The 24,328-nt window shown below is 55.7% G+C and carries 16 protein-coding genes; 5 read left to right on the top strand and 11 right to left on the bottom strand.

The annotated features are described in order from the left end of the window. Nucleotides 1-10 precede the first annotated feature (10 nt). From ABDW36_RS22220 to ABDW36_RS22210, 3 genes are read left to right on the top strand one after another with little or no spacing between them, the layout of a single operon-like run. Nucleotides 11-1,519, top strand: a complete 1,509-nt coding sequence (locus ABDW36_RS22220) for a RagB/SusD family nutrient uptake outer membrane protein (RefSeq protein ID WP_343704129.1) — start codon at nucleotides 11-13, stop codon at nucleotides 1,517-1,519. Between the two features lie 6 nt (nucleotides 1,520-1,525). Beyond that, entirely contained in the window at nucleotides 1,526-2,377 is an 852-nt protein-coding gene (locus tag ABDW36_RS22215) for an endonuclease/exonuclease/phosphatase family protein (protein WP_343704128.1), read from the top strand. Between the two features lie 4 nt (nucleotides 2,378-2,381). Beyond that, on the top strand, nucleotides 2,382-4,421 hold the full coding sequence (locus tag ABDW36_RS22210; RefSeq protein WP_343704127.1) for a DUF5689 domain-containing protein: 2,040 nt from the start codon (nucleotides 2,382-2,384) through the stop codon (nucleotides 4,419-4,421). Nucleotides 4,422-4,517: 96 nt separating this feature from the next. Here ABDW36_RS22210 and ABDW36_RS22205 read toward each other — a convergent pair whose 3' ends face one another. The 7 genes from ABDW36_RS22205 to ABDW36_RS22175 all read right to left on the bottom strand — a co-directional run bounded on the left by ABDW36_RS22205 (nucleotide 4,518) and on the right by ABDW36_RS22175 (nucleotide 14,911). Continuing rightward, nucleotides 4,518-5,276 carry an endonuclease/exonuclease/phosphatase family protein gene (locus tag ABDW36_RS22205; RefSeq protein ID WP_343704126.1) on the bottom strand — a complete coding sequence of 253 codons (759 nt, stop codon included), beginning with the start codon at nucleotides 5,274-5,276 and terminating at the stop codon, nucleotides 4,518-4,520. A 10-nt stretch (nucleotides 5,277-5,286) separates the two neighbouring features. Then, on the bottom strand, nucleotides 5,287-7,170 hold the full coding sequence (locus ABDW36_RS22200; RefSeq protein WP_343704125.1) for an endonuclease/exonuclease/phosphatase family protein: 1,884 nt from the start codon (nucleotides 7,168-7,170) through the stop codon (nucleotides 5,287-5,289). An 18-nt stretch (nucleotides 7,171-7,188) separates the two neighbouring features. Further along, complete coding sequence (locus tag ABDW36_RS22195) at nucleotides 7,189-7,962, bottom strand: hypothetical protein (RefSeq protein ID WP_343704124.1); 774 nt, start codon at nucleotides 7,960-7,962, stop codon at nucleotides 7,189-7,191. Nucleotides 7,963-7,982: 20 nt separating this feature from the next. Then, complete coding sequence (locus ABDW36_RS22190; RefSeq protein WP_343704123.1) at nucleotides 7,983-9,530, bottom strand: SusD/RagB family nutrient-binding outer membrane lipoprotein; 1,548 nt, start codon at nucleotides 9,528-9,530, stop codon at nucleotides 7,983-7,985. Between the two features lie 11 nt (nucleotides 9,531-9,541). Continuing rightward, nucleotides 9,542-12,895, bottom strand: a complete 3,354-nt coding sequence (locus ABDW36_RS22185) for a SusC/RagA family TonB-linked outer membrane protein (RefSeq protein WP_343704122.1) — start codon at nucleotides 12,893-12,895, stop codon at nucleotides 9,542-9,544. Nucleotides 12,896-13,127: 232 nt separating this feature from the next. After that, on the bottom strand, nucleotides 13,128-14,255 hold the full coding sequence (locus ABDW36_RS22180) for a FecR domain-containing protein (RefSeq protein ID WP_343704121.1): 1,128 nt from the start codon (nucleotides 14,253-14,255) through the stop codon (nucleotides 13,128-13,130). 65 nt (nucleotides 14,256-14,320) lie between these two features. Then, nucleotides 14,321-14,911, bottom strand: coding sequence for an RNA polymerase sigma-70 factor (locus ABDW36_RS22175; protein ID WP_343704120.1), 591 nt, complete (start codon nucleotides 14,909-14,911; stop codon nucleotides 14,321-14,323). A 131-nt stretch (nucleotides 14,912-15,042) separates the two neighbouring features. On the opposite strand from ABDW36_RS22175, the gene ABDW36_RS22170 reads away from it, so the two are divergent. After that, nucleotides 15,043-15,804 (top strand): hypothetical protein, encoded by a 762-nt coding sequence (locus ABDW36_RS22170; protein ID WP_343704119.1) that lies wholly within the window; start codon nucleotides 15,043-15,045, stop codon nucleotides 15,802-15,804. A 12-nt stretch (nucleotides 15,805-15,816) separates the two neighbouring features. Beyond that, the gene (locus ABDW36_RS22165; protein ID WP_343704118.1) at nucleotides 15,817-16,074 is read left to right on the top strand and encodes a DUF4342 domain-containing protein; all 258 of its coding nucleotides are present in this window, start codon (nucleotides 15,817-15,819) and stop codon (nucleotides 16,072-16,074) included. A 36-nt stretch (nucleotides 16,075-16,110) separates the two neighbouring features. Here ABDW36_RS22165 and ABDW36_RS22160 read toward each other — a convergent pair whose 3' ends face one another. The 4 genes from ABDW36_RS22160 to ABDW36_RS22145 all read right to left on the bottom strand — a co-directional run bounded on the left by ABDW36_RS22160 (nucleotide 16,111) and on the right by ABDW36_RS22145 (nucleotide 23,922). Further along, nucleotides 16,111-17,805: an FAD-dependent oxidoreductase gene (locus tag ABDW36_RS22160; RefSeq protein WP_343704117.1), complete on the bottom strand. Its 1,695-nt coding sequence runs from the start codon at nucleotides 17,803-17,805 to the stop codon at nucleotides 16,111-16,113. A gap of 28 nt (nucleotides 17,806-17,833) precedes the next feature. Beyond that, entirely contained in the window at nucleotides 17,834-19,279 is a 1,446-nt protein-coding gene (locus ABDW36_RS22155) for a RagB/SusD family nutrient uptake outer membrane protein (protein WP_343704116.1), read from the bottom strand. A 26-nt stretch (nucleotides 19,280-19,305) separates the two neighbouring features. Continuing rightward, the gene (locus ABDW36_RS22150) at nucleotides 19,306-22,551 is read right to left on the bottom strand and encodes a TonB-dependent receptor (RefSeq protein ID WP_343704115.1); all 3,246 of its coding nucleotides are present in this window, start codon (nucleotides 22,549-22,551) and stop codon (nucleotides 19,306-19,308) included. Between the two features lie 222 nt (nucleotides 22,552-22,773). Then, nucleotides 22,774-23,922 (bottom strand): FecR domain-containing protein, encoded by a 1,149-nt coding sequence (locus ABDW36_RS22145; protein WP_343704114.1) that lies wholly within the window; start codon nucleotides 23,920-23,922, stop codon nucleotides 22,774-22,776. Between the last annotated feature and the right edge of the window lie 406 nt (nucleotides 23,923-24,328).

Genomic DNA, 24,328 nt, shown 5'->3' with positions numbered 1-24,328 from the left:
GATCTTGACGATGAAAACGAACAAACACCACATATTTTTAGCCATAGCGCTGGGCAGCACCCTCACCTTTGGCGGCTGCAGCAAGCTGCTGGAAGAAGACCCGCACAGCTTTGTAGACGCAGGCGGTTTCTTCAAGTCTGAAAGCCAGTGCATTGCCGCGCTGAACAGCTGTTACATGGACCTGAACAACCTTTACATGGCAGACCTGATGATTGCCCTGGAAGGCGCTACAGACCTGGCTTTCCTGAACTCCTCCAACCTGGATGCCAAGCTGGAGATCTCCCCCGCCAACCCCGGCGCTGGAGATAACATCTGGACGGCCTGCTACCGCGGCGTGATGTATTGCAACGCCGCCCTCAGCGGTATAGACAACGCCACCATCCCCGATGAGAAAAAGCCGCCGCTGAAAGCGGAAGCTGTCGCACTGCGGGCATTGTACTACTACATTCTCACCAGCAGCTTTGGGGATGTGCCTTACTACACGCAAGACATCAACAGCCTGGCCGTGCTGGAAACAGTTGCCAAAATGGGCCGCATGAGCGCTACAGACACCCGCACCGCGCTGATCAAGGAGCTGCAGGAATACGTGCCGCACCTGCCCCAGATGCGCACGGCTGAAGTGAAAGACAACCGCATATCAGCGCCTATGGCTTACATGCTGATAGGCAAGCTGGCCCTCTGGAACAAGGATTACGCTACCTGCATAACCGCTATGGAAGAGATCAGGAAGATATACGGCCAGCTGCTGCAATACCCGCTCTCCGATACCTGGTTCCGGAACAAGAACACGCCTGAATCCATTTTTGAGGTGCAGTATACCTGGAGCGCTACCGGCCTGAAAAAGACCACCACCGTGGCCGCCTTCTTCACGCCCACCAAAGCCTCCGGCACCAGTACGTATGACGGCGTGAACATCCCGGAGCTGGGCTCCGCCGCCAATCCTTTCAATTCCATCACGCCTTCGGAATATTTCATGTCGCTCTACGACCTGGCAGACCCCCGCAAGGAAACCATACTGGCCTACAGCTACAACGGCACCTGGTTCAAACGCCCCATGGCCAACAACGGCACCGGCAAACCCTGGATGGGCCCCAAATTCTGGTGCCCGGGCATGACCAATATTGCAGACGGCAACAACCAGAAAGTGTTCCGCTATGCAGACGCCTTGCTGATGCTGGCGGAGGCCGCCAATGAAACCGGCAATACAGACCTGGCCATGCAATGCATCAACGAAGTGAAAGGCAGGGCCGGTGAAGACTTCAAGCTCACCAGCTACCCCGGCAAAACGGAGTTCCTGGAAGAGCTGAAGAAAGAACGCGCGCGGGAGCTGATGGGAGAATACGGCCGTAAATGGGACCTGGTGCGCTGGGGAGACTACTACCGCGTGCTGACGGAAACCATTGCGGAAGAATACGCGGTGATCAAGGAAAACCTCCGCCCCTATCATGAATACTACCCGATACCGGATAAAGAAGTGGTACGTTCCGGCGGTGCATTAACTAACCCTGCATATCAATAACAACACATGAAAAAACTGACCGGCTTTTTATTGATCGCGGCCGCCTGCTGCCTGGCGCAGCCCGCTGCGGCCCAAACTTCCCTGAAGGTGTTGAGCTACAACATCCTGGAGGGCATGGTAAAAGATACTACCAAAGGCAAGATACATTTTGTGGCATGGGTGAAGGCGCTCAACCCGGACGTGGTGGCCCTGCAGGAATGCAACGGCTTCACGCAAAAAACGCTGGAAGAGCTGGCCCTCTCCTGGGGCCATCCCTACGCTGTTATTGTGAAGGAGAACGGCTACCCTACCGGCCTTACATCCAGGTTTCCCATTGCAGACATCCGCAAGGTGAACGAAAGCATGACCCACGGCTTCATCATGGCCCGCATAGAGCAGTACAATTTTGTGGTGCTCCACCTCAACCCGCACAAGTACTGGAAGAGAAGGGCGGAAATTGCGCAGGTGCTGAAAAACATAGAGCTGCAGAAAGACCGGAAGAACTGGCTCATCATGGGAGATTTCAACTCCGTGTCGCCGCTTGACAAGGAGCGCCTGGCACAGGGCGGCTACCTGGAAAAAGCGCTGGCCGCCGCCGCCAAAAGGCCCGTGCTGGAAAACCTGGTGAACGGCAAGGAAATCGACTTCCAGGTACAGCAAAACATGCTCTCCGCCGGCTTCACCGATGCGGGGCACGCCTGGGACAAGCGGGAGACCGCCCGCACCGGTAAAAGCGCCATTGCCACCAATTCCCGGATAGACTATATCTACCTGAGCAGCGACCTGGCCAAAAAAATAGGTACCTGCCGTTTCATCTACGATGATTTTACGGCTACCCATTCAGACCACAAGCCCATCATACTCGAATTAAAAAACTAACGGCATGAAACAATCGTTCTTATACCTGGCGGCCTGTGGGTTGATAGCATTGCTGGCATCCGCCTGCCGCAAAACGGAAGACTACAAGTTCAGCACAGACCTGGCCATAGATAGCCGCATTGTACGCCTCAACGCCAATGCAGACACTACGCAGATCATTGTGTACGCAGACGGGAAGTGGAGCATTGAGCCCGCGGAAGAAACAGACTGGATGCAGCTGCAATCAACCGCCGGCAACGGGAAAGGCAGCGTGCGCGCGGAGGTGACGGACAACAACGGGCAGCTGCCCCGCGCCGTGAAGCTCATTGTACGCGCCGGCGGCAAAACAGACACCATTTCCCTGCAGCAGCGCGGCCTGGTGCCGCAGGTGGCCATTGCAGACACTACCCTGCAAAGCATCGCCAACGGCGGCTCCCTCAAAACCGTAATTGCCACCAACGTACCGCTGGAGAAAATGACCATAGACTACCGGTATGAAGACGCTGCGCAAAGCGGCTGGCTGAAAGACGTGAGCATCAGCAACGGCTACCTCTTCGTAAAGGCAGACACCAATAAAACCGCCGCTGCCCGCACCGGCGTGCTCACCCTCAGCTATCTTGACGCGCTGGGCGCCACCACGCGTGATTCCGTGAAGATCAGGCAACACCCCGGCATGAGCTTTGACGGGGCCGTGCTGAAAGATTTTGCGTACATCAAAGGGTTGCCCGCCGGCGCCATTGCGGAAAACATCTACCTCGAAGGCGTGGTGATCAGTGACAAGGGGCATCCCAACATTGCCAAAAACCTCAACACCGCCACCAATAAACATACGGTAGACAAAACGGAGAACGCCATTGCCGTATACGTGCAGAGCCTGGACGGTACCACCGGCCTCTACCTGAAAATGAAGACCGCGGGCGATAATATTTTCAGCTTCAATGACCATGTGAAGATATGGCTCGGCGGCGCCACGCTGGCCAAACTCAACAACCCCGGCCGCACCGTGATCAGCGGCCTGGAAGCCACCCGCGTGATGCACAAGGAAAGCCGCAGCGCCCCGCTGCAGCCCCGCGAAAAATACATCAGCGAGCTGACGGATAACGACCTGTACACCTACGTGAAGCTGAAAGACGTGGAAATATCCGTGCCCTCCGGCGCTTTCACCAACATCAACGAAGGGTATACCGCCCGTATGGACTGCTACCCCACCCACATCCGTGACATCCAGGGCAGCAGCCTGTACATGCTCACCAACCTGGACGTGCCCTACCGCCGTGACGGTACGCCCGTACCGCAAGGCTCCGGCACCATTGCCGGCGTGCTGGTGAGCGAGACCATGGAGCGCTTCGGCGGCAACATCGGCAAATACGCCATCCGCCACCTGAAGCGGGAAGACATTGCCCTGCAACCTGAAAGGAACAACGGCTTCTCCAACGTGCTGGTGGAATGGAGCCGGTTCAAGAACGAATTTGCCGCTACACCTACCGAAACACAAAATCCCCTCACGCCAGACGCAGGCCAGGGCCTCCTGTTCCAGAGCGCCAAAACGCAAATGGACTTTACCGGCACAGGCATTTACACCACTACGGATTACAACGGCCTGCAGCAAGACCCTACCACCCTGAAAGGCGCCGTTACCCACGGCGGCTGGGCTTCCAAGAACTGGTGGAACACCACCGCCAACCGCGGCGAATACTGGGGCATCAACATTTCTACCGCGGGCATCAGCACGCCCATTTCCCTGCAGCTGGAAGGCAATACAGACATTGGCGGGCCGCGCAACTTTGTAGTGGAATGGTCTGCAGACAATACCACTTTCAGCAGCGTAGGCACCTTTACTTTTGAAGACGTGGCCAACTGGTCTAACACCCTGCTCACACAGGTGCCGGGCTACAAGGTGGTGAACTTCAACTTCCCGCAGGCCGCCAGCGGGCTGCCCAATCTCTACATCAGAATAAGGGTGGCCAACAAAACGGCGGGCACGTCTACCAACCCCTCCGGCGGTACGTTGGGGGCTACTACGGCTTGCAGGCTGGTGCATGTATCTGTCAAGTACAACAAGTAAGAACGGAAACCCTGCTATTACTGCAACTGTTTATTGTTTAAAAGCGAGAGGCTGCATCAAACTGATGCAGCCTCTTTTTTTATACCCGTATTTTTCTTACCGCAACTGTACCGTTGCCATTACCGGCAGGTGGTCTGAATAGATAATATCATTGAATACGCGGTAGTCTTTCACTTTCCGCAGGTGCTGGCGGGATACCAGTACGTAGTCTATTTTTTTAACCGGCACTTTTACCGGGAAGGTAAGCAGCCCCTGCGGGTCCGTTTCTGCAAATTGTTCGTGCAGCAGACGCACGTCCCGGTTCTCAGGCAGCGTGTTGAGGTCTCCTGTGAGAATAACGGGCAGGCCGCGGCTGCCAAGGTATCTGATGGTCTCTTCCGCCTGTACCAGCCTGCTGGCGGAGTCCAGCGCAAAGTGGGCGGAGGCGAAGTTGAGGGAGCGGCTACGCGGCAGCGTTACTTTCACAGACAACAGCGCCGTGCTGCCGTTCTTGCCGGTGAGTAAAGTGATACGGTCATTCCTGACGTCTGACACGGGATAACGGGAAAGGATACCTTGCCCATACGCCCCGCCGTCATACGCACGGTGCCGTACAAAAGCGTAATACATGCCCGTCAGCTCCGCCAGGCGTTTCATCTGGTCAACCTGCCCGGAGCGGCGGCACACGCTGTCTACTTCCTGCAGGCCCACCAGGTCTGCCCCGGAGGCTTTGATGAAGCGGGCCATATTGTCCAGCTGGTCTTTTTCGGTGGCGTCTGCCCCGTGATGGATGTTATAGCTCATCACTTTCAGCGTTTGGGCGTTCAGCGCCGCAGCCGCAGCCAGGCAAAACAGCAGCAGTAATTGTTTTTTCATACTGGTAAAATTAGAAAACAGGGGCGTAAGCCACACTTTTAAATACACAATTGGCAGGGGCTGATACTACATTGGTAACGGTAGCGCCCGTCAGCGTTGACCCGGCGGCGTTGGTAATAGTTTTCAGCGCGGAAGCGGCCCCCACCGTGGTAACGTATAGGGTAACCGTGCCGGAGGCTATTTTGCCGGTGATGCTTTTGATGCCGGGCACCGGTACCGCTCCCTGCGCCACCCACGCTGAGGAGCTGTAGGTATATTTCAGCACTTCGCCGGTGGCATCGTCTGCTACATAAAGAACGTCTGGCGTGTTGTTGGTACCCGTATCGAACATCACGAACTGGTTGGGCGCCGTGCTGGTAGCCGGGTATCCCGGAAAGGGCCCCAGCACGGGCGTGCCGCTGGTTGGCAACGTGCTGCCGGCGCCTACCCGGGCAATACGCGGGCCTCCGGCAATGGTGGTAGATAAATAGAGCCGCTCGTTGTTGTCATACAGGAAAACGCTCCTGGAACCGGAAGGGCCGCCAAGGTCTGTACCGCCGGCGCCGTTCAGGCCCATGGGCATGTAGCGTATGTTGCCGCCTGAACCCACTGACCAGAACGCGCTGCCATCTACACTGGTAACACAGCGAGTGCTGCCGGAGTTGGTGTTGGTGGCCGTCATGGTATTGAGCACGCCGTCTGCCGTCAGCAAGCCTACCACACGGTAAGCAATAGGTGAAGGCGGCGTAACGCCGGCCGCCAGGTCGTACCCCATCAAGGAAACAGACTGCCCGTTGCGGGAACGGGTCATCAGCCCCTCGTGGGTGGAAGTGCCAATGCCGGTAAGCCTCCTGTTAAACACCACGCCACCGGTTGAGGAAGAAGTAACGGGCACCGCAACAGTGTTTACCAGCGTACCCGATGGCGTATACTCATCTATGAATACCTGCGTGGTAACCGCGCTCAGGGCAGACCCGTTGCCATAACGCTCCACCAGCAGGTTGCCTGCCGTGAAGAAATTCCCTTTTATCTCCACCGCGGCCAGGAAGGGATAATGATCTCTCGTAACATTCGGTACGCGGATAATTGTGCGGGAAAGTATGGCGGATACATGCGGCTTGCTGGCCAGCACATAGTCCAGTTTTTTGCGGTAGGTACTGTCAGGCACGTTATGCGCAGGGAATGTATAATAGTCCATGATAGTGTTGCCATACCGGTTTTCGGTATCATCGAATTGGCCCAGCAGCAGGTTCACGGGCGCCGAGCCCGGGATGGAATTAAGGTCTCCCGCTACAAAAACAGGCGTGTTGTTATAATACCGCAGATAGTTCAGGGTTTCTTCCGCCTGTTCCAGCTTGTTGTCTCCGGAGTAGTGAACACAGGCCAGTGCAACAGACCGCCCGCTGCCCAGCGCCACCCGCGCTGTCAGCATGGCAAGCGTAGTGTTGGGCTCGCCGGCTTCGCGGTGGGTGATCCGGTTATTCCGGATGTCTGACAAAGGGTATTTGGAAAGGATGCCAAGCCCGTACTGCCCGCCGTCGTAGTTGAAATGGCTGGCAAAAGTATAATAGGGATACCCCGGCGTGTTGGCCGCCAGCCATGCCATCTGGTCCGTATTGCCGGAAGACACGGTATTTTTGTCTACTTCCTGCAAAGCCACCACGTCCGCGCCCGAGGTTTCAATGAGTGAAGATATTTCGGCCAGTTTGTCTACCCCGTCCCGGTTCTTGCCCCGCAGTATGTTGTACGTCATTACCTGTACGGTTTGCGCCCCCGCTGAGGAAGAGGCGGTTACGGACAACGTAGCGGGTGCCGCCATTGCCGGGGCCTGCTTTTCTTTTTTTGAACAGGAAAGCAGCGCTATTGCCATCATACATACACCACTGCCTGTGAGAAAACGATGATGAATTGCCATATGATACGGTTTAAAAGGTTATTCATGCGGCACCTGCAGCATGGCCGCCAGGGTGCCTCTTGCGCAAAGCGTAAAGTTTTGCCCCGCTTTGAGGCGGGTAATGGAAAGCGCGCTGCCCACATTGGTTTGCGTACCTGTTCTTTTCCGTTGAAACACATAATTGCCGGGCTTCAGCGCCTTAAACCCTGTTGCGCCGCCGTAGGCGATCTTTTCCGCAAAGAGGGAGGTAACGGGAGCATCGCCGTTGGGAGGTGTATAAGTCATTTGAAGATCTACCACCACCGTGCCGGGCATCAGGTTGATGAAGCGGATGCCGCCGCAGCTGTCTGCCGCTATAAGGCTGTCTTTCAGTATCAGGCTGGTTACTGATTTTGCCGTACCAAAGGCGGCAATGGTATAGCTGTTATTTTCTTCCGGTATAAAGCTGGTGTCCAGCACGCTGGCGCCTGCATACAGCGTATCTTTCTCCCCTACGCCGTAATCCTGCGGCAATATGGCGCTGATGGGCATGGCCCCGCCCGCAATACCGAGGTAACCGAAATAAGAAGGCTGGTTGGCGGTATTGTAGCCCATGCCCTGCTGCTGTTCCGTAGACGCGTTGGGAATAGCGGCGGTAAGTTTGGTATTGCCGCTGAAGAAGTTGAACTGAATGGCTTCCGGCACCGCGTGGATGAACATGAGCCTTGTTTTGCCGGCTGGCGCCGTGCGGTCTATGAGACCGTCTTTTGCACAAGCTGCCAGCAGGCAGCAACAGGTATATATGCACCAGCGGATGATTTGATCTTTTTTCATTGTCTGACCGGTTTGAATGGTTAAGGTTTGGAAAACCACATTTCATATGTATGGTAGTCCGGGTTCAGGCCGCCTATTTTGTCCAGCGCTTCTACGTTCCAGATGTACTCCGAGTTGTATCGCGGGCGGTAGCGCTGGCCGTAAGCGCCGTTATTGTCAGGGTACAGCTTTGTTCTGTCAAGCGGCGTAAACCCGTTGAGCATGTCAGGGTCGTAGTGATACCGCCTGATGTCACACCAGGCTTCCAGGAAGCCCCAGCCATACTGGGCAATGAACTTCTGCAACAATATGCGGCTAACGGTCAGTTCTCCCGGCGTGGCAGGTATGGCCGCACTAGCCATATAGGTGTCTTTTTCCGCCTGGCTGATGGGTGTTACGCCGGGCGCCTGGATGTCTGCATTGGCCTTGTCTACAAATTCCATATGTGCCAGCACGCCGTTCTTATACGCCCGCAGCGAGGCCGCGGGGTCTGATGACAGCGCGGCTTCCGCCTTTGCGAATTGCAGCTGCGCATAGGTCATCAGCGGGAACTTTGCATTGTCATGAAACAAGAACCGCCCTACAGTATTGACAGGCGGCGCACCAGCGGTATTCCATACCGTTACCGGTCTTTTGGCGGCCACGGCTATAGCGCCCTGGCCGCGCCCTGTGGGAACGCCGTTATACGTGCCGTCAGGGGAAGGTACCAGCATGCGGCTCATACGCGGGTCTGCCACACCGGTGATGACCGTTCCGTTCATCAGGCTCACCAGGTATTCCGATTGCCGGAAAGCCGTGATGATAGCGCGGCGCGGGCCAAAGTAATTGCCATCTGCCGTATTGCTGCCGGTGAAAGGCACCAGTGCGTCATCTGCATTGGAGGTAAAAGATTTGTCAATATACTCCACCACTTTGGCCGCATCATAGCCGGCTTTATTGGAAAGATGCAGCCTGTTCAGCGCCATCAGCCCGTAGGCAAACTTTATCCATTTGGAACGGTCCCCCTGGTACAGCATATCTCCCTTGGCCATGTAAGTTTGAGACACACTGCCGTCTGTCCGCTGCAGGAGCGCAATGCCTTCTTCACAGAGCCGCATCACTTCCGCGTACACCGCTTCCTGGCTGTCATATGCAAATACCTTCTGGTTGGCGTTGAATGCTTCTTTGAGAACGATCTCTCCGTGATAGTCCGTGGCCATTTGCCAGCCCCATGCCCTGATCACTTTGCCGGCGCCGGCAATATCCCACCGCTGCTCTTCTTCGGCAATGCGGATCATATCTCCCAGGTTGTTGCCCAGCAGGAAGTACACGGCCTTCCAGATATCGCCGCCGCCATCGCTGCCGGGGGCATAGCCATGTCGCTCCCAAACATCGTTGGCTGCAGTGGAAGACCAGTTCTGCGTGAGCTTGCCTACTACTCTTGCATCAAACTGCACACCCAGCGCCATATTGGAAATAATGGGCGGCATATACAGGTACGGGGCTATCTCTACCGGGTAATTGGGGTTCCTGTTGGCTTCCAGTTGCTTTTTGCACCCGGCGGCCAGTACAAGCACCGCTATAAAAGAAAGGATCAAATAATTTTTCATGTTTTTCTGTTTTACAGTCCTAACCTGATACCGAAATTCAGCCCAACGGGGAAAGCGAAATTCCCGAAGTCGAACCCTACGGAGCCGCTGCCCCCAATGGAGGCATTGTTGCCGTTCACTACAGGGTCAAGGCCGGAGTAATTGGTGATGAGAAAAAGATCTGTTGCCGTGAAGAATACGCTGGCCGTTCTGATAACGCGCGCCTTCCTGATAATGCTTTTACCCAGCTCATAGCTGAGCGTTACGTCTTTCATCCTGATCCAGTTAATGTCCCTTTCAATAAAATCTTCTTCATTGGCGGTGCCTGCCGTAATGCTGTAATAGTCTACGTTGAAATAGGGAACAATTTGCCGGGTGTTGACGGTGGGATGGTCTGTATTCTCCAGCCCGTCTTTCAGCACGCCTTTGAATACCACCGGCTCTTCGCGGTTGAGCGTGCGCATGCTCAGGCCACGGTTCACCAGGTAAAGCTCCGTGCCGTTGAATATGTCTCCTCCTTTACGCATATCCAGCAGGAAAGACAAAGACAGGTTCCCGTACCGGAAGGTATTGGTAAGGCCGGCGGTGAAGTCCGGATTGCGGTCTCCTATTTTTTTGAAATCTGTGGCTTCGCGCAGGGGCAGGCCGGTAGCGGGGTTGATGAGAATATCTCCCCTGTTGTTGCGCAGGTACGCTTTACCCGTGAAGGAGGTAACAGATTCTCCCGGCACCGCGCCATTCCTCACGTTGAAGCTGCCGAGGCGGGTGGTTGACACGTAAAATTCCGGCAACTCCTGCGGGAGGCGTACCAGGCGGCTTCTTGCGGCGTTGAAGTTGGCCAGTATGTTCCAGCTGAATTTTTTCGACTTCACCGGTGTGCCTTCCAGTTGTATTTCCACGCCTTTGTTCCAGATATCGCCGCCATTGAGCACCTGCAGCACGGAGCCTGTGGCGTAGCTCAGGCGGAGATCGCTGATGATCTGGTCAAGGGAATTTTTGCGGTAATAGGCCACGTCTATGCCCAGCCTGTTCCTGAACAGCTTCATCTCCATGCCCGCTTCATAAGAACGGGTACGCTCCGCTCTCAGGTTGGGGCTGGGGCCGGTAAAGCCGTAGGCGTAGCCGCCGCCTGTTGTCACCTGGTTTTCCAGGGCGGCGTAGATGCTGTAAGGCGGCGCATCTTTACCCGTGCTGCCCACTGAACCGCGCAGCTTGCCGAAAGACAGCCAGGGAATGTTCCTGAACGCTTCCAGCTCTGTATAAATGAAGGCCAGCTGCGCAGACCACGAAGGGAAAGAACGGTTGGCGGGCGCCAGCGTAGACGTCCAGTCATTGCGGCCGGTGAGCGTGAGGTACAGGAGGTTGCCGTAGTTGACATTGAGGTTGGAGAACACGCCCGCCAGGTAACGGTTGCGGTAAATGGTGGAAGGCCGGCTGGTACCCAGCTGGGTATTGTTGATGTTGAAAAAATCAGGCACCTGGAAATTTTCTGCCGTTACGGAATGCGTTACATACCGGCTGTCATTGATAGACCCGCCCAGTAACAGGGAGGTTTTAAATTTACCGGTGTTATACCTGAAAGTATTGATCCATTGGATGTTGAGGTTCTTGTTGGTCACCGTGGCATTATCTATCAGGCCGCCTTTGGAATATCCGAAATTGGATTCAGGATGCCGGAGCACGCTGATGTCTGTAGCATACACGTCCAGCCCTACCTGCCCTTTACTGGTAAACCAGCTTACGGGAGAAAGCGTCAGCGCGGCGTTGGTCATTACGCGGTTGGTGGTGCTCTGGTTCTTGTTTTTATTAATGAGGAAATAAGGATTCTCCGGTTCGTCCGCCAGGTTGGCGTCACTGCCTACGGCCCGCCGGGAGCCGTCAGGGTTGAGGTAGTTCCGCGCGTCGTCCGTAGTGGGCCAGGTGAGCAGGCCCAGCAGCGCGCCGTTGGCGCCTTTGAACACCTGGTTGTTCACCTGGTTGATGTAGCTGAGCGTAACATCCGCCGTGAGCAGCCTGCTGATCTTTGCAGACGTAGCGCTGGTAACGGTGAGCCTTTTAAGGTCCGCCCCGCCAATGATGCCGCTTTCGTCCAGGTAGCTGGAAGACAGGCGATACGTGGCACGGTCTGTTCCCCCTTCAAAAGAGATGTTATGTTTTTGTGTGAAGGCGTTCCGGAAAAAAGGTTTGATGTTATCGTACAGCACTTCGCCTTCTGCATATTTGGGGCCTAAATACATAAAGCTGGCGGCATTAGGGGCGCCCACCACGCCCTGCCCGTATACCTGCTGTATCTCCGGGTAGCGGGTAGCCTTTGCCACCTTAAAACTGTTCTGGTAATTGATGCGCGCGGCGCCGGCCTTCCCTTTTTTGGTGGTGATCACAATGGCGCCGGAGGCCGCATCAATTCCGTAAAGCGCGCTGGCTTCCGGGCCTTTCAGCACCGTGATGCTTTCAATATCGTCCGGGTTGATATCTGCGGCCCTGTTGCTGAAATCCAGGTTCTTGGAAGAGATGCCGGTAGAAGAGCCGGGAGAATTGGAGGCCAGCGTTTCTGCCCCGAAGGTGGTATTGTCTATCGGCAGCCCGTCTACAATGAACAGCGGCTGGTTGTTGCCGCTGAGCGAAGTGATGCCGCGTATGACAATGGAAGATGAAGAGCCCGGCAGCCCTGAAGTATTGGCTACTTCAATACCGGCCACGCGGCCCTGTAATGCATTGATGAAGTTTTCCCGCTGCGCGTCCTGAATGGTTTTACCGTCCAGCACGGTTACGGCAGTGCCCAACGCACGGCTTTCCTGTTTGATGCCCATGGCCGTTACCACTACCTGCTGCAGCTCCTGGGAGAGCGGCTGCAATTGTATGTCCCCTTTCACGGCAGAGGCTGCTATGCGTTTGGGCTGGTAACCGATAAAGGTAATGAGCAGGTGATGGGAGCTTTCCACGCCGCTCAGCTCAAAGCGGCCATTTTCTCCAGTAACGGTGGCCTGCCCTGTTTCCGCCACTTTCACGGAAGCGCCGGGCAGTGGTATTTTTTCTTCTCCCAGCACCCGCCCGCGCACGTCAATACCGGCCACCCGCACTGTTTCTCCGGGCAGCCTGCGGGATACTACCACCGCCCTGTTCCGCAGCTCATACTGCAAGGGCTGGTTACTGAAGGCCTGGCGCAGCACTTCTTCCAGCGGTGCATTTTTCACAGAGAGCGATACCGGTTGCGTACCATCCAGCATGGCCCTGGTATACAGGATGTCAAAACCGGTCTGGTCCCGGATCTTTTCGAACAGTACAGACAGGTGAACGTTCTTTTCAGACAATGTGACCTTTTGCGCGTATGATGCGGCGGAGGCCTGCATCAGCGCCACAAAGACAAGAAATGCTGTTATCCTCATAACCAGCAGGATTTTTTGCACGTACCGTATAGGCACAGGCAGGTTTCTAATGTAAAAACTGTACATTTGGCACGTTTGGCTTTGCGCAAAGCATGTCCTTCATTTGCAAGATGGCCGGACGCTTTGCAGTGATCAATATCTGTTATGCAGGTACACAAAATGCCATACCTTCCCCGGGGAGCCGGTTCCAGCCGGTTCCCTGGTTTCTCTTCAGGTAAGGGCACAATGAATGTTACCGGGAAACAATGATTTTCCGCCCTTCGGTTTTAAAATGGACGGTTTTTGTAGACTCCAGCAGCTCCAGCACTTCCGTGATGCTGCGGTCTCGTGAAATGGTACCGCTGAATTCTTCGCGGGTCACTTCTCCGCGGAACGCTACCTCTACATCGTACCAGCGTTCTATCTTCCTCATTACGCGTTGAATATTTTCATCCTTGAACCGGAAGTAACCGTTCTTCCAGGAGATGGCCTCTTCCGTGTCTGCCGCGGGTATCACGCGCCCTTTGCCCCCTTCCTGCACAAACTGCTGCCCCGGTGTCAACAAATTGTTATTGACCTTTACGCGCCCTTCCATCAAGGTGGCAACCGCGCGTTCTTCATCTGCATAAGAATTGACATTAAAGTGGGTACCCAGCACATCTACCGCCAGGGCGCCGGCTTTGACCCTGAAGGGCCGTTCCGCCTTCGCAACCTCAAAATAGGCTTCACCGCTTAACTCCACTGCCCGTTCCTCACCGGTGAACGCCACCGGGTAACGCAGGGTACTGGCCGCATTCAGCCAAACGGCGGTACCGTCAGGCAATATCACCCTGAACGTTCTCCCCCTCGGCGTGTGCAGCACGTTCATGGCGGGCGCTGCCTGCGCGCCGGGCCGGGTGTTATAGGTGAGCTTTCCGCTGTCTATAGCCAGCTCTGCGCTGCCCTGAACCGCTATCACGCCATTACCGGCGCTATCCAGCGCTACTACTCTGCCGTCTTCCAGCGTGAGCAAAGCGCCTTGCTGACCGGGAGCGATGGCGGCCTCTGCCAGTGGCTGGCCCGCAGGCAGTGATGGAGAGGGTCTTAAAAAATACAAGGCCGCTGCCAGCAGTAACACCGCGGCGGCCGCCACCGGCTTCCACCAACGGCGAACGGCGGCAGGGCGCATGGGAACAACGGGCGTTCCGGGTAATGGATACTGCCCGGGCGTGGTCTGCAACTGCTCCCAGGTTTCGTCCATCAGCCGGGCTACCTGCTCCTCCGCTGCAGGAGACAGATCTTCTCCCAGCGCTGCTACCAGCTGGGCCAGCTCTTCCGGTGTACATTGATTGTTGACATACTTCCGGTAAATGTCTCGCAATTGATCTTCAGGAACGTGCATACGTGGTGATCTCTATACTTATATGCCGGTGAAAAGAAAAAGTACTATAAGGATATAAAAAAAATTCAGCGCAGGCAAATGGCCAGCACCAGGCAAGCCAGGTCTCCGTGCGTAGCCACATAATGGCGTACCTGCCGGATGGCGCCGGTCATATGGTTTCTTACGGTGTTTTTGCTGAGGCCCATCTTGCCGGCTATTTCATCATAACTCATGCCCTCATCCCGGCTGAGCAGGTACACCTGCTTTTTTTGCGCGGGAAGCTGCTCTACCGCCTCCCGGTACAGGCGGGAAAGCTCCTTCCCTATCAGCTCGTCAGGGCTGGTATGCGCCAGGGCCTGCATATTGGCGTACAGGCGTTCCTTTAATGCATGGTTGCGTTGAACTTTCCTGAAAAAGGCAAGCACTTCGTGGTAGGTGATTTTCCGGAGATATGCCGCAAAGGAGTGGTCAGGCTTGATCTGTTCCCGTTTTTCCCACAAGCGGGTAAATACTTCCTGCACTACTTCCTCCGCCACGTCGCGGCTTTTTGTGAGGGTATAGCTGAAAGCGAACACCTTGTCCCGGTGCAGCTCGTACAGGTCCCCGAAAGCCTGCACATCGCCCCTGATACTCTTCAGTACCAGCTCCTCATCGCCGTATGACATGTGCTCCGTCAACTATGCTTCAGTTTATATTTTGGTTGAAAAATAAAGCCGAAAATAACAGTTTGTTTCAAATACTCAAATTTGGGCGCGTTAAGGAAGCGTAAAGCTGAAAAAACCTACCTTTAACCCAGAAACAGCGCACCATGCTCACATTCGAAACAAAATGCTATGAAAACGACTGGGAATTCCTGCTCAAAGGCCCCCGCCTGCAACAGATGGCGGAGCGGTGCGGAGTGGATTTCACCAGGCGGGTGGTGATCATCAACAACGTACGGAACACCAGGAGGGTCAAAAGGCATGCAGATAAAAAAGTGCGGGAAGGCGTTATTGACGCCTACTACGTGGCGGAAGAGCATGCCGCCGAGGCACTGACGTTTTTTGATATTGACCCGCAGTCTTTCCGCGGCGGCTATTATTACTCCATTGCAGAGCTGGTAGGCATTTATGTGTGCCAGACGGAATACCTGCTCCATTTCTCCAGCGATACCATGCCCGGCCCCGTTCACGCCAACTGGATACCGGAAGCGCTGGCTATTTTCAAAGAGAGGAAAGACGTGCTGGTGGCCAACCCTACGTGGGACTACCGTTTCACGCACGCCGAAGAGGAATCTTTTGACAGCATCGGCAACTTTTACCTGGGCTACGGTTTTTCAGACCAGTGTTACCTGGTCAGAACAGCAGATTTCAGGCAGCGCATCTACAACGAGACCCATCCCCTTTCCGCCCGCTACCCCGCCTATGGCGGCGAGCTGTTTGAAAAGCGGGTAGACAGCTATATGCGCAACCACAAACTCCTGCGCATCACCAGCAAAAACGCGGCGTACGAGCACAAGAACTTTCCGAAAGACCGGCTGGACCGCCTGCGCATGAAACTCAACATGTACCTCAACCGTTCATCATCATAACATCCATTTACCATGAGCTTCAAAGAAACATTTACCCTGCATGGTGAAAACCTGCTGAAAAAAGTAAAGGAACTGATTGCGGAAGGCAACGTTCGCAAGATCACTATTCACGACAAGGAGGGCAAGGAATTCATGAGCTTTCCCCTCACCATTGGCGTAGTGGGCGCCCTGCTGGCGCCGGTGCTGGCCGCGGTAGGCGCCGTGGCGGCTTTTGTGGGGGAATGTACCATTACCGTGGAGCGGGACGGGGAAGAAAAGAAAGAGGGCTGATCGCAGACCAGCCCTCCGTACCATAGCATCCTGCCACTAGTCTACTACAGGAATATTCAGTTGCTGCCCGCTTTTCTCCAGCCGGGCCGCCAGCTTTTTATAATCTACCTGCTGCACGGCAGCACCTTCATCAATGGCGGCTGCCGCCGCAACGCCGGCGCTTTGCCCCAATACTATCCAGGCCGGCTCTACCCTTACGGAAGAAAACGCTACGTGGGAGGAAGAGAGGCACACCGGCACCAGCAGGTTGGTACACTGCTCCGCTTTGGGCGTAATGGCCCTGTAGGGCATCTGGTAAGGGCGGCCTATTTTCCGGTTGCCCAGGCGTTTGGGGAAAATAGTGCCTTCGTTGATGAAGCCGTCTTCCGTGGCTATGCGCTGGCAATCATGAGAATCTACGGGGAAGGAGCCGATGCCGATGGAATCAGGTTTCTCCACATCATGCAAGATGTCTTTCTCCGTCAGGAAATACGCCCCTTCCATGCGCCGCCCTTCGCGCACGTACAGCACCGGCGGGAAGTGGCCGAATTTGGCGAACTCGTCTTTGGCATACCCCAGCCCTTTCATTTTGCTCCTGATATGTTCCGGCACGGCCGGGTCCGTACAGAGGAAATAGAACAGCCCCTTGCAGTACTCCGTGTGTGCGTCCCAGATAGCTTTGCGGCGGCTGGCGGAGCCGTTGGGATACTCCGCGTTGAGACCTACCAGGCCTATAGACAGCTGCAGGCCGATGCCGTTGTTGCCGTCAAACTTGTTGCCAGGTAACTGGTACAGATCAATGAGCCTTTCCGTTTCCGGGTAGGCCTTGAGGAAACGGCGTACCAGCTCATACTCGGCGGGATCGTAGTTGTCCGGTTTGGTGAAGGGCACCTGGTTGGCGGGGTCCGTAGAAAAGCAGAAGCGGAAGGAGTAGGTCATGATGAGATCATCTCCCTCGCCTTCGGGCGGCCTTTTGGTAGCGGAAATGTATGGCAGCGGTTTGCCCTGCGAATCGTACACATCCAGCTTCACCGGCTTTTTTGGATAAGCCGCGCCGGCCAAAGCTTCATTGAACTCGCTCCTGCCCTCGCGCCCCACGCGGAATTGCACGCCCGCGGCAGCCATCAGGTCTCCTTCATAGGTAGTATCAATGAACACCTTGCCGGCAAAGGTTTTGCCGGAGGCGGTACGCAGCCATTGCAATGCTTTCCCTTTTTTGCGCACGCGCTGCAAGGTTTCTCCCAGCACCAGGGTTACGCCTGCTTCCTGCAGCATGGCCAGGAAGATGTTTTCCGCCACATGCGGCTCGTACGTCCACGGGCGGTTATCTTTTACGCCCACTTCATAGGGCAGCTGTACGCCTTTGTCTTTATAATGTTTTTCCACGCGCAGGTGAAACTCTTCAAAAATGCCGCGCAGCGCTTCGCGCGCCATCTGGTTGGAGTCACTGAAGCTGAGGCCCCCGCTCATCATGCCACCCGCTATGAGCAGCGGCTCTACCAGCACGGTGCGTTTCCCCTCCCGCCCTGCGGCCACGGCGGCCGCTATGCCTGCGGGCGTGGCGCCGTATACCACTACGTCAAATTCCTGCCGGGGGCCGGTTACGTCCAGTATAAAATCTGCCGCGCCGGCCGTGCCTGCCGAAAACAGCTGCGGAATAAAAGCCGCGGCCAGTGCCGAAGAGCGGATGAAGGCGCGGCGGTGTTGCAGGGAGCCTGCGGGCTGTTGGTCTTTTCCTTTTTTATGTTCCATGATCTTTTTTTAAACGTGAATGAATGCCTCAATAGCCGGGGTTCTGATCTTTGGCCGGGTCAAGCGCCTTGTTGTAATTCATTTCAGACAGCGGAATGGGCCAGAGCATGTTCTTGTCTGCCACCGTGATGTTCTTCACCGCCTTGATGATCTCTTTGGCGCGGCCGCTGCGCTTCAGCTCCAACCATCTTTTCCCTTCAAACTGGAACTCGTAGCCCCGCTCCTTCATCACCAGGTCAACAAAACTTTGGGCATCGTAATCAGCCAGCTTGAAGTCTACCGCAGAAGGCGCTTCCGGGTTATAACCGTACGCGCGGCGATGTACCTTGTTGAGCGCTTCCATAGCTTCCGCCGTGGGCGCGTTACCCGCGCGGCAGGCGGCTTCCGCGTACATGAGCAGCAGCTCTGAATAGCGGTATACCGGCAGGTCTGTTCCGGCGCCGCGCTGGCTGATGGCCTGCGGGTCCTGGTACTTGCTGCTCACCAGGGAATTAGGCCCCAGGCCGATATTGATCTTCGTCCACATGCCTTTGCGGAAGTCTGCGTTGTTCCAGCCGGCATATACGGGGTTGGTGGTTTCGCTGTAAATGGCATAGGCGCCGCCGGCCTTGAACAGCCCGGTGCTGGGGTGATTGGTGATCCAGAGCATGTAGTTGCCCTGCTCTACCTGCCGGCTGTATTTGAAATAAAAGATCTCTTCTTTGGTGGTGATCACTTCCGGGCCGTAAATCTTCTGGTAGTCTGCCGTGCTGCTGACCGGCACCAGCGCGTATTTGCCTGATTTGATGGCTTCGTCTGCCTTGTCTCTCGCTTCGGCAAAACGCCCCAGCTCCAGGTATACGTCTGCCAGCAGGGTTTTAGCCGTCCATTTGGAAGGGCGGCCTGATTGGGCGGCCACATCGGGCAGGTTGGTTTCCGCATACGCCAGGTCTGCCAGGATGAGCGCGTACACGTCTTCCTTGCTGCTGCGCGGAATGTCTGTTACATCCAGGTTCTCTTCCGTGCGCAGCGGCACGCCGCCCCAGTTGCGCACCAGATGAAAATAATCGAAGGCCCGCAGGAAGCGGGCTTCACCGATGTACATGGCTTTCTCCGCTTCACTGATGGCATTGCCGTTGGGCGTGTTCCTGATCACAAAGTTGGCGTTCCGGATGCTCACGTAAAAATCTGCCCAGAAGGGGTTGATGCGGTTGGTATTGACATCGTTGAAGCCCTGGTACTCGTTCATCTGCGCCCAGCTGCCGCGGCCATAGCCGTAGTCAGACTGGCACTCCAGCGTGGCGTAATAGTTGGGCATGGTATTGGGCCGCAGCGGCAGGTAAATAGCGAACACGGCAGATTCTACTTCCGCCTTCGTGTTATAAAAAGTTTCCGCCATCAATGATTGCGGGCTTTCCGTCAGCTCGTGCTTGCAGGCCAGCAACAGCAGCGGCATGGCGGCTTTCAGCAATATTGCAAGAATGTTGTTTTTCATGATACCTCTTTTTTCGTCCAGTAATGTTAAAAACCGGCCCTGATGCCGAATGTATAAGAACGCGAGATGGGATAGCCGTAGGCGTCATAGCCCTGGGACGTAGAGTTCTCTCCCCCGCGGGCATTCACCTCAGGGTCCCACCAGGAGTATTGGGTGAACGTGAGCAGGTTCTGCCCGCTGGCAAATATCTGCAGGCTCTGCAGCCAGTTGATGCCGGCTTTCTGTACCGGCAGCAGGTAGGCCAGCTCCACGTTTTTCACCCGCAGGTAAGAACCGTCTTCCACAAAGCGGTTGGATGTTTTCACATTGGCGTTCACGCTGATGAGCGGGTATTTTGCGTTGGTGTGCTGCGGCGTCCAGTGGTTGTTGTATACATCCCGCGGCATGTTGAGGCCAAAACCGTAGTCTATGGTATTGCCGATGGCACTGATGTTGAAGATGTCATTGCCCTGGGAGCCCTGCACAAATATGTTCAGTGAAAAGTTTTTGTAAGACATGTTGGAATTGAGGCCGTAAATGAAATCAGGATTGGGATCTCCGATGTAGGTTTTGTCCCTGGCGGTGATAGCGCCGTCTTTGTCTGTGTCTATGTATTTGATGCGCCCCTTGTCGTCATACCCGTCTTCCACATAACCCCAGAAGCGGCCCAGGGGCTGGCCTTCGCGCAGAATGTTGCTGTTGTCGTTAATGATGATGGCGCCCACGCCGCCGCCCATGATGTCTTCCCCGCCATACAAGGTTACCACCTTGTTGCGGTTGAAGGAAATGTTGCCGCCCAGGTCCCACTGGAAGGCGCCGGTGAAAATATGCGCGTCCACGCCCAGCTCAAAACCCTGGTTTTTGATCTCTCCCACGTTGCGCAGCGTGCTGCCAAAACCCATGGAAGACGGCAGTATCACGGTGTTGAGCAGGTTGCGGGTATGTTTCACGTAATAATCGGCCGTTACTGTTATTTTGTTTTGCAGCAGGCCAACATCCAGGCCTATGTCTTTCTGCTCCGTGGTTTCCCAGCGCAGGTTGCCGGGCAGCACGTTGCCCGCTGCGTAGGTGGTGAACAGCTTGTCGTCAAACACGGTTTTGTTGGAGAACAGCCGGTTGAGCGTGGCATAGGGGTCAATGGCCTGGCTGCCCGTAACGCCCCAGCTGGCGCGCAGCTTCAGGTCAGACACCACGCCGTTGCCTTTCATAAAATCTTCGTTGGAAATACGCCATGCCAGCGCCGCGGAGGGAAAGCCGCCCCATTTGTTGCCTTCAGAATATTTGGAAGACCCGTCTTGCCGGAAGCTGATGGTGGCCAGGTATTTATCGTCATAACTATAGTTCACCCTGGCCAGGAAAGAAGCCAGCGCAGATTTGGCGTACCCCGTGCTGGGAACGCCGGGCGCATCTGCGGAGCCTATGTTTCCCGTGCCCGGCGCATCACTCAGGTAACCCGTGCCGCCGCCGCTGAGGAAGGTGGTCTGGAAGTCCTGGAAAGTAAAGCCGGTTACCGCCGCCAGGCTGTGGCGGCCAAAGGTTTTGTTGTAGCTGATGGTGTTTTCGCTCAGCAGGCTGGTGAACTGGCCGGTACTTACGCTGCTGGAGCCGGTGGAATTGATGTAGTTGGAGGTGACGTACTCGTCCGTACGGTCGTCCCGGTTCTCGATACCACCGGCAATTTTCAGCGTGAGGCCCGGCAGTACCTGGTAGCTGAGGGAGGCGTTGGCCAATATCACATTGGCTTTGGTGGTACGGCTCCGTTCGTTCAGGAAATTGAGCGGGTTGATGAGGTCTGTGGCTACGAAGGGATAGGCGCCGGAGAGCACGCGGTAGCTGCCGTCATCATTGTACGGCGTTAAGGTGGGCGGCGCGGAAATGGCGGCGGAGATCATGGAATTGCCGCGGCTGCCGCCTTCGTGGTCTTTGCGGTCTGTTTCCAGCCGGGTGAGCGTGCTGGTGAGATTGAACGTGAACTTCTTGCTGATCTCGTGGTTAACATTGGCCCGCAGGGAATAACGCTTGTAGTTGCTGCCCTTCACAATGCCCGCCTGGTCAAATACGCTGCCAGACATGGAGAATTGCGTGCGCTCGTTGCCGCCGCTCACATTGAGGCTGGCCAGCTTCATGGGCGCGGTGGTGAACACCAGGTCTTGCCAGTCATACCCTTCCCCGAAGCCGTCTATCTGCTGCTGGGTGAAATAAGGTTGCTGGTTATCGTTCTTTGCCTGTTCGTTGTAAAACGTGGCGTATTCCTTTGCGTTCATGAGGTCCAGCTTCTTCCGCAATTGCTGTATGCCGTAGCTGGTTTCGAAGTCTACTTTCGTTCTGCCCGCCTTGCCGCGTTTGGTGGTGATGAGCACCACGCCGTTGGCGCCGCGGGAGCCGTAAATGGCGGTGGCGGAGGCATCTTTGAGAATGTCTATGGTCTCAATGTCCATATTGTTGATCATGGTAGGGTTGGTGCCGTTTACCGGGAAACCGTCTACCACGTACAGCGGCTCGTTGCTGCCCTTGATGGAGTTGGTGCCCCTGATGCGGATGCTCACCGGCCCGCCCGGCGCGCCGTTGTTCTGCATGACCTGCACCCCGGCCGCGCGGCCGCTGAGCGCCAGCAGCACGTTGCCCGCCGGTACCGCGTTCACTTCTTTTGATTTCACCTGTGTGAGAGAACCCGTGAGGTCTTTTTTGGCCACTGTGCCATAGCCTACCACCACTACTTCGTTGAGCCCTTCCAGTGAGGGCCGCAGCGTAATGTTGAACGCAGTGTTCTCCCCTACCGGCTGCTCCTGCGGGCTGAAGCCGATATAGGAGAATTGCAGCACGGCGTCTTTGCCGGGCACGGCAATAGTGAAGCGCCCGTCTTTATCTGTAGCCTTGCCGGTGGCGGTGCCTTTTACCTGTATGGTAACGCCGGGCAGCAGCTCGCCCTTATCGTCTTTCACCTGCCCGCTTACCTGCAGGGGCTGCGTGGTATCTGCCGCCGGCGCGGGCGCCCGTTCTTTCAGTTTGATCACCACCGTTCTGTCTACAATATTGTAGACCATGGGCTGCCCTTTCAGCACCGCCTGCATGGCCTCCTGTAATGAAGCGTTGCGGAGCGAAACGGTAACCGGCAGCGCGTTGGCCAGCACCTGGCTGCTGTAGAGAAAATCATACCCTGTTTGCCGCCGGATGTCACGGAACACCTGCTGAATGGCCGCATCTTTTTTAGACAGCGTGATGGTTTGCTGCGAGAAACCTTCTGCACTGCTTTCCATCAGGAAGGTGAACAGGAGGATGGTTGTTAATCGCATACACCGTAAGGTTTTGGAAAGGTAAGGACTGCTTATGCATAAGACTTTGCAGCGTGCATAAATTTGCATACTTTTAAAATGTTTAGGTGTGAATGAGAAATTCCGCCCGGAATTTTTTTAGCGCCTGACCGGCCGGGAACACTTCCGATGTTCCTGGCCTTTTTTGTGCGTGGAATGGATCATTTTTTCATACGTGGCAGATTTTTTTGGTTGAATAATCTTTTACCGCTTTGCCGCGCGCACCGTCACCTGCCCGTTCACCGTGCTGAACTGCACTTCTCCCGTCAGCTCCAGCATTTTGAACACCTGTGATGCGGGCACGTTCTTGCGGATGTTACCGTTGAGGAACACGTGCAGGGAATCCTCATAGCTCACGTCTACGTTGTACCAGCGGGATATTTGCCGCATTATGCTGTAGATGTTGGTATTTGAAAAATAGAACTCGTTATGCGTCCATGCCAGCGCTTCATCCAGCGCGGCCTTTTCCACCTTGATGCCGCCGGACTGCGTGTTGCTGATAACAGCCTGCTGGCCCGGCTGCAGCAACGCCGGGGCGCCTTCCGCCGTTACCTTTACCGCGCCGCTCACCAGCGTGGTCCTCATCACCGGCTCATCCTGATAGGCCATTACATTGAAGCTGGTGCCCAGTACATCTATTGTTCTGCCCGGGCCGCCGGCCGCCTGTACTTTTACGCGGAAAGGCGCGGCGGCGTTTTTCGCCACTTCAAAATAGGCTTCGCCGTTCAGCTCCACTTCCCGGCTGCTGCCGCTGAAAGCGGTAGGAAAACGAAGCGAAGAGGCCGCGTTCAGCACCACGGAGGTGCCGTCCGGCAGCAGCACCTGGTACTTGCCGCCGCGTGGCGTGCTGAGCGTGTTGTACTGAACGGTTTCCGGTGCCCCGCCGGCCTGGTAGGCAAGCCTGCCGCCCGCGTGTTTGTAAATGGTGGTGCCGCCCTGGGTGGAAAGGGAGCCGTTGCCCGCACTGTCTAGCGTAATGGTGGAGCCGTCTGCCAGCGTGAGCACGGCATGGTCCCCGCCGGGCGCAATATCCTGCCGGGGCGTTATGTTTTGTTGTACCAGCGGCTGCGGGGCTTTGCCGCCTTGCATGAAATAAACGGCGCCTGCTGCCAGCAGCCCGCCCGCCAGTGTGGCGGCGGCCCACCAAAGCTTTCGCGGGGAGATGCGGCGGACGGGAGCTTCGCTTTCCCCTCCGGGCTGTTCTTCCCCCGCCCTTGCATTCATATAGGCGGTGATAGGCTCGTCCAGCAAACCTCTTTCCAGCAGGTGAAAAAAAACTTCCAGCTCCTCATCAGAAGCCTTGTTTTCCATGTACCTGCGTACCAGCCGTTGATAAAATGCCTTGTTTTCCATGCGTATCAGTATGCTTGCCGCGTGTGGGCCGCGGATAACGTGTTTTCCCGTATAAGACGAAAAGAAAGGCATGGAGGGTACCCTGCCGGAAAAAAATTTTACGGGCGGGGGTTACAGTCCTGAAACCGGCAGTTGCAGGTACCGGTACCAAACTCCCGGAAACCGGGACTGTCCCAAATGTACCTTACCCCTGAAAATGGCTAAAACATACACTCCCCACGTACCATCCTGGGAGTATACTGGGAGTATGGTGGGGGTTACTATGCCGGAGACTGGGAGTAACCTGGGGGCAGGTCACATCCTAAAATAGGTTTACACCCAAAAATGTAAACCAATGAATCAATTAAAAAGAAGGGGCCGTCGTAGTATCCATGATTTGGCCTTTAAGCGGCAAGTAGTCGCCCAT

Origin of the sequence: Chitinophaga sp. (genome assembly GCF_039596455.1) — a bacterium.
In the GTDB taxonomy this organism is placed as follows: Bacteria; Bacteroidota; Bacteroidia; order Chitinophagales; family Chitinophagaceae; genus Chitinophaga.
This window is presented reverse-complemented; position numbering and strand designations above follow the sequence as displayed.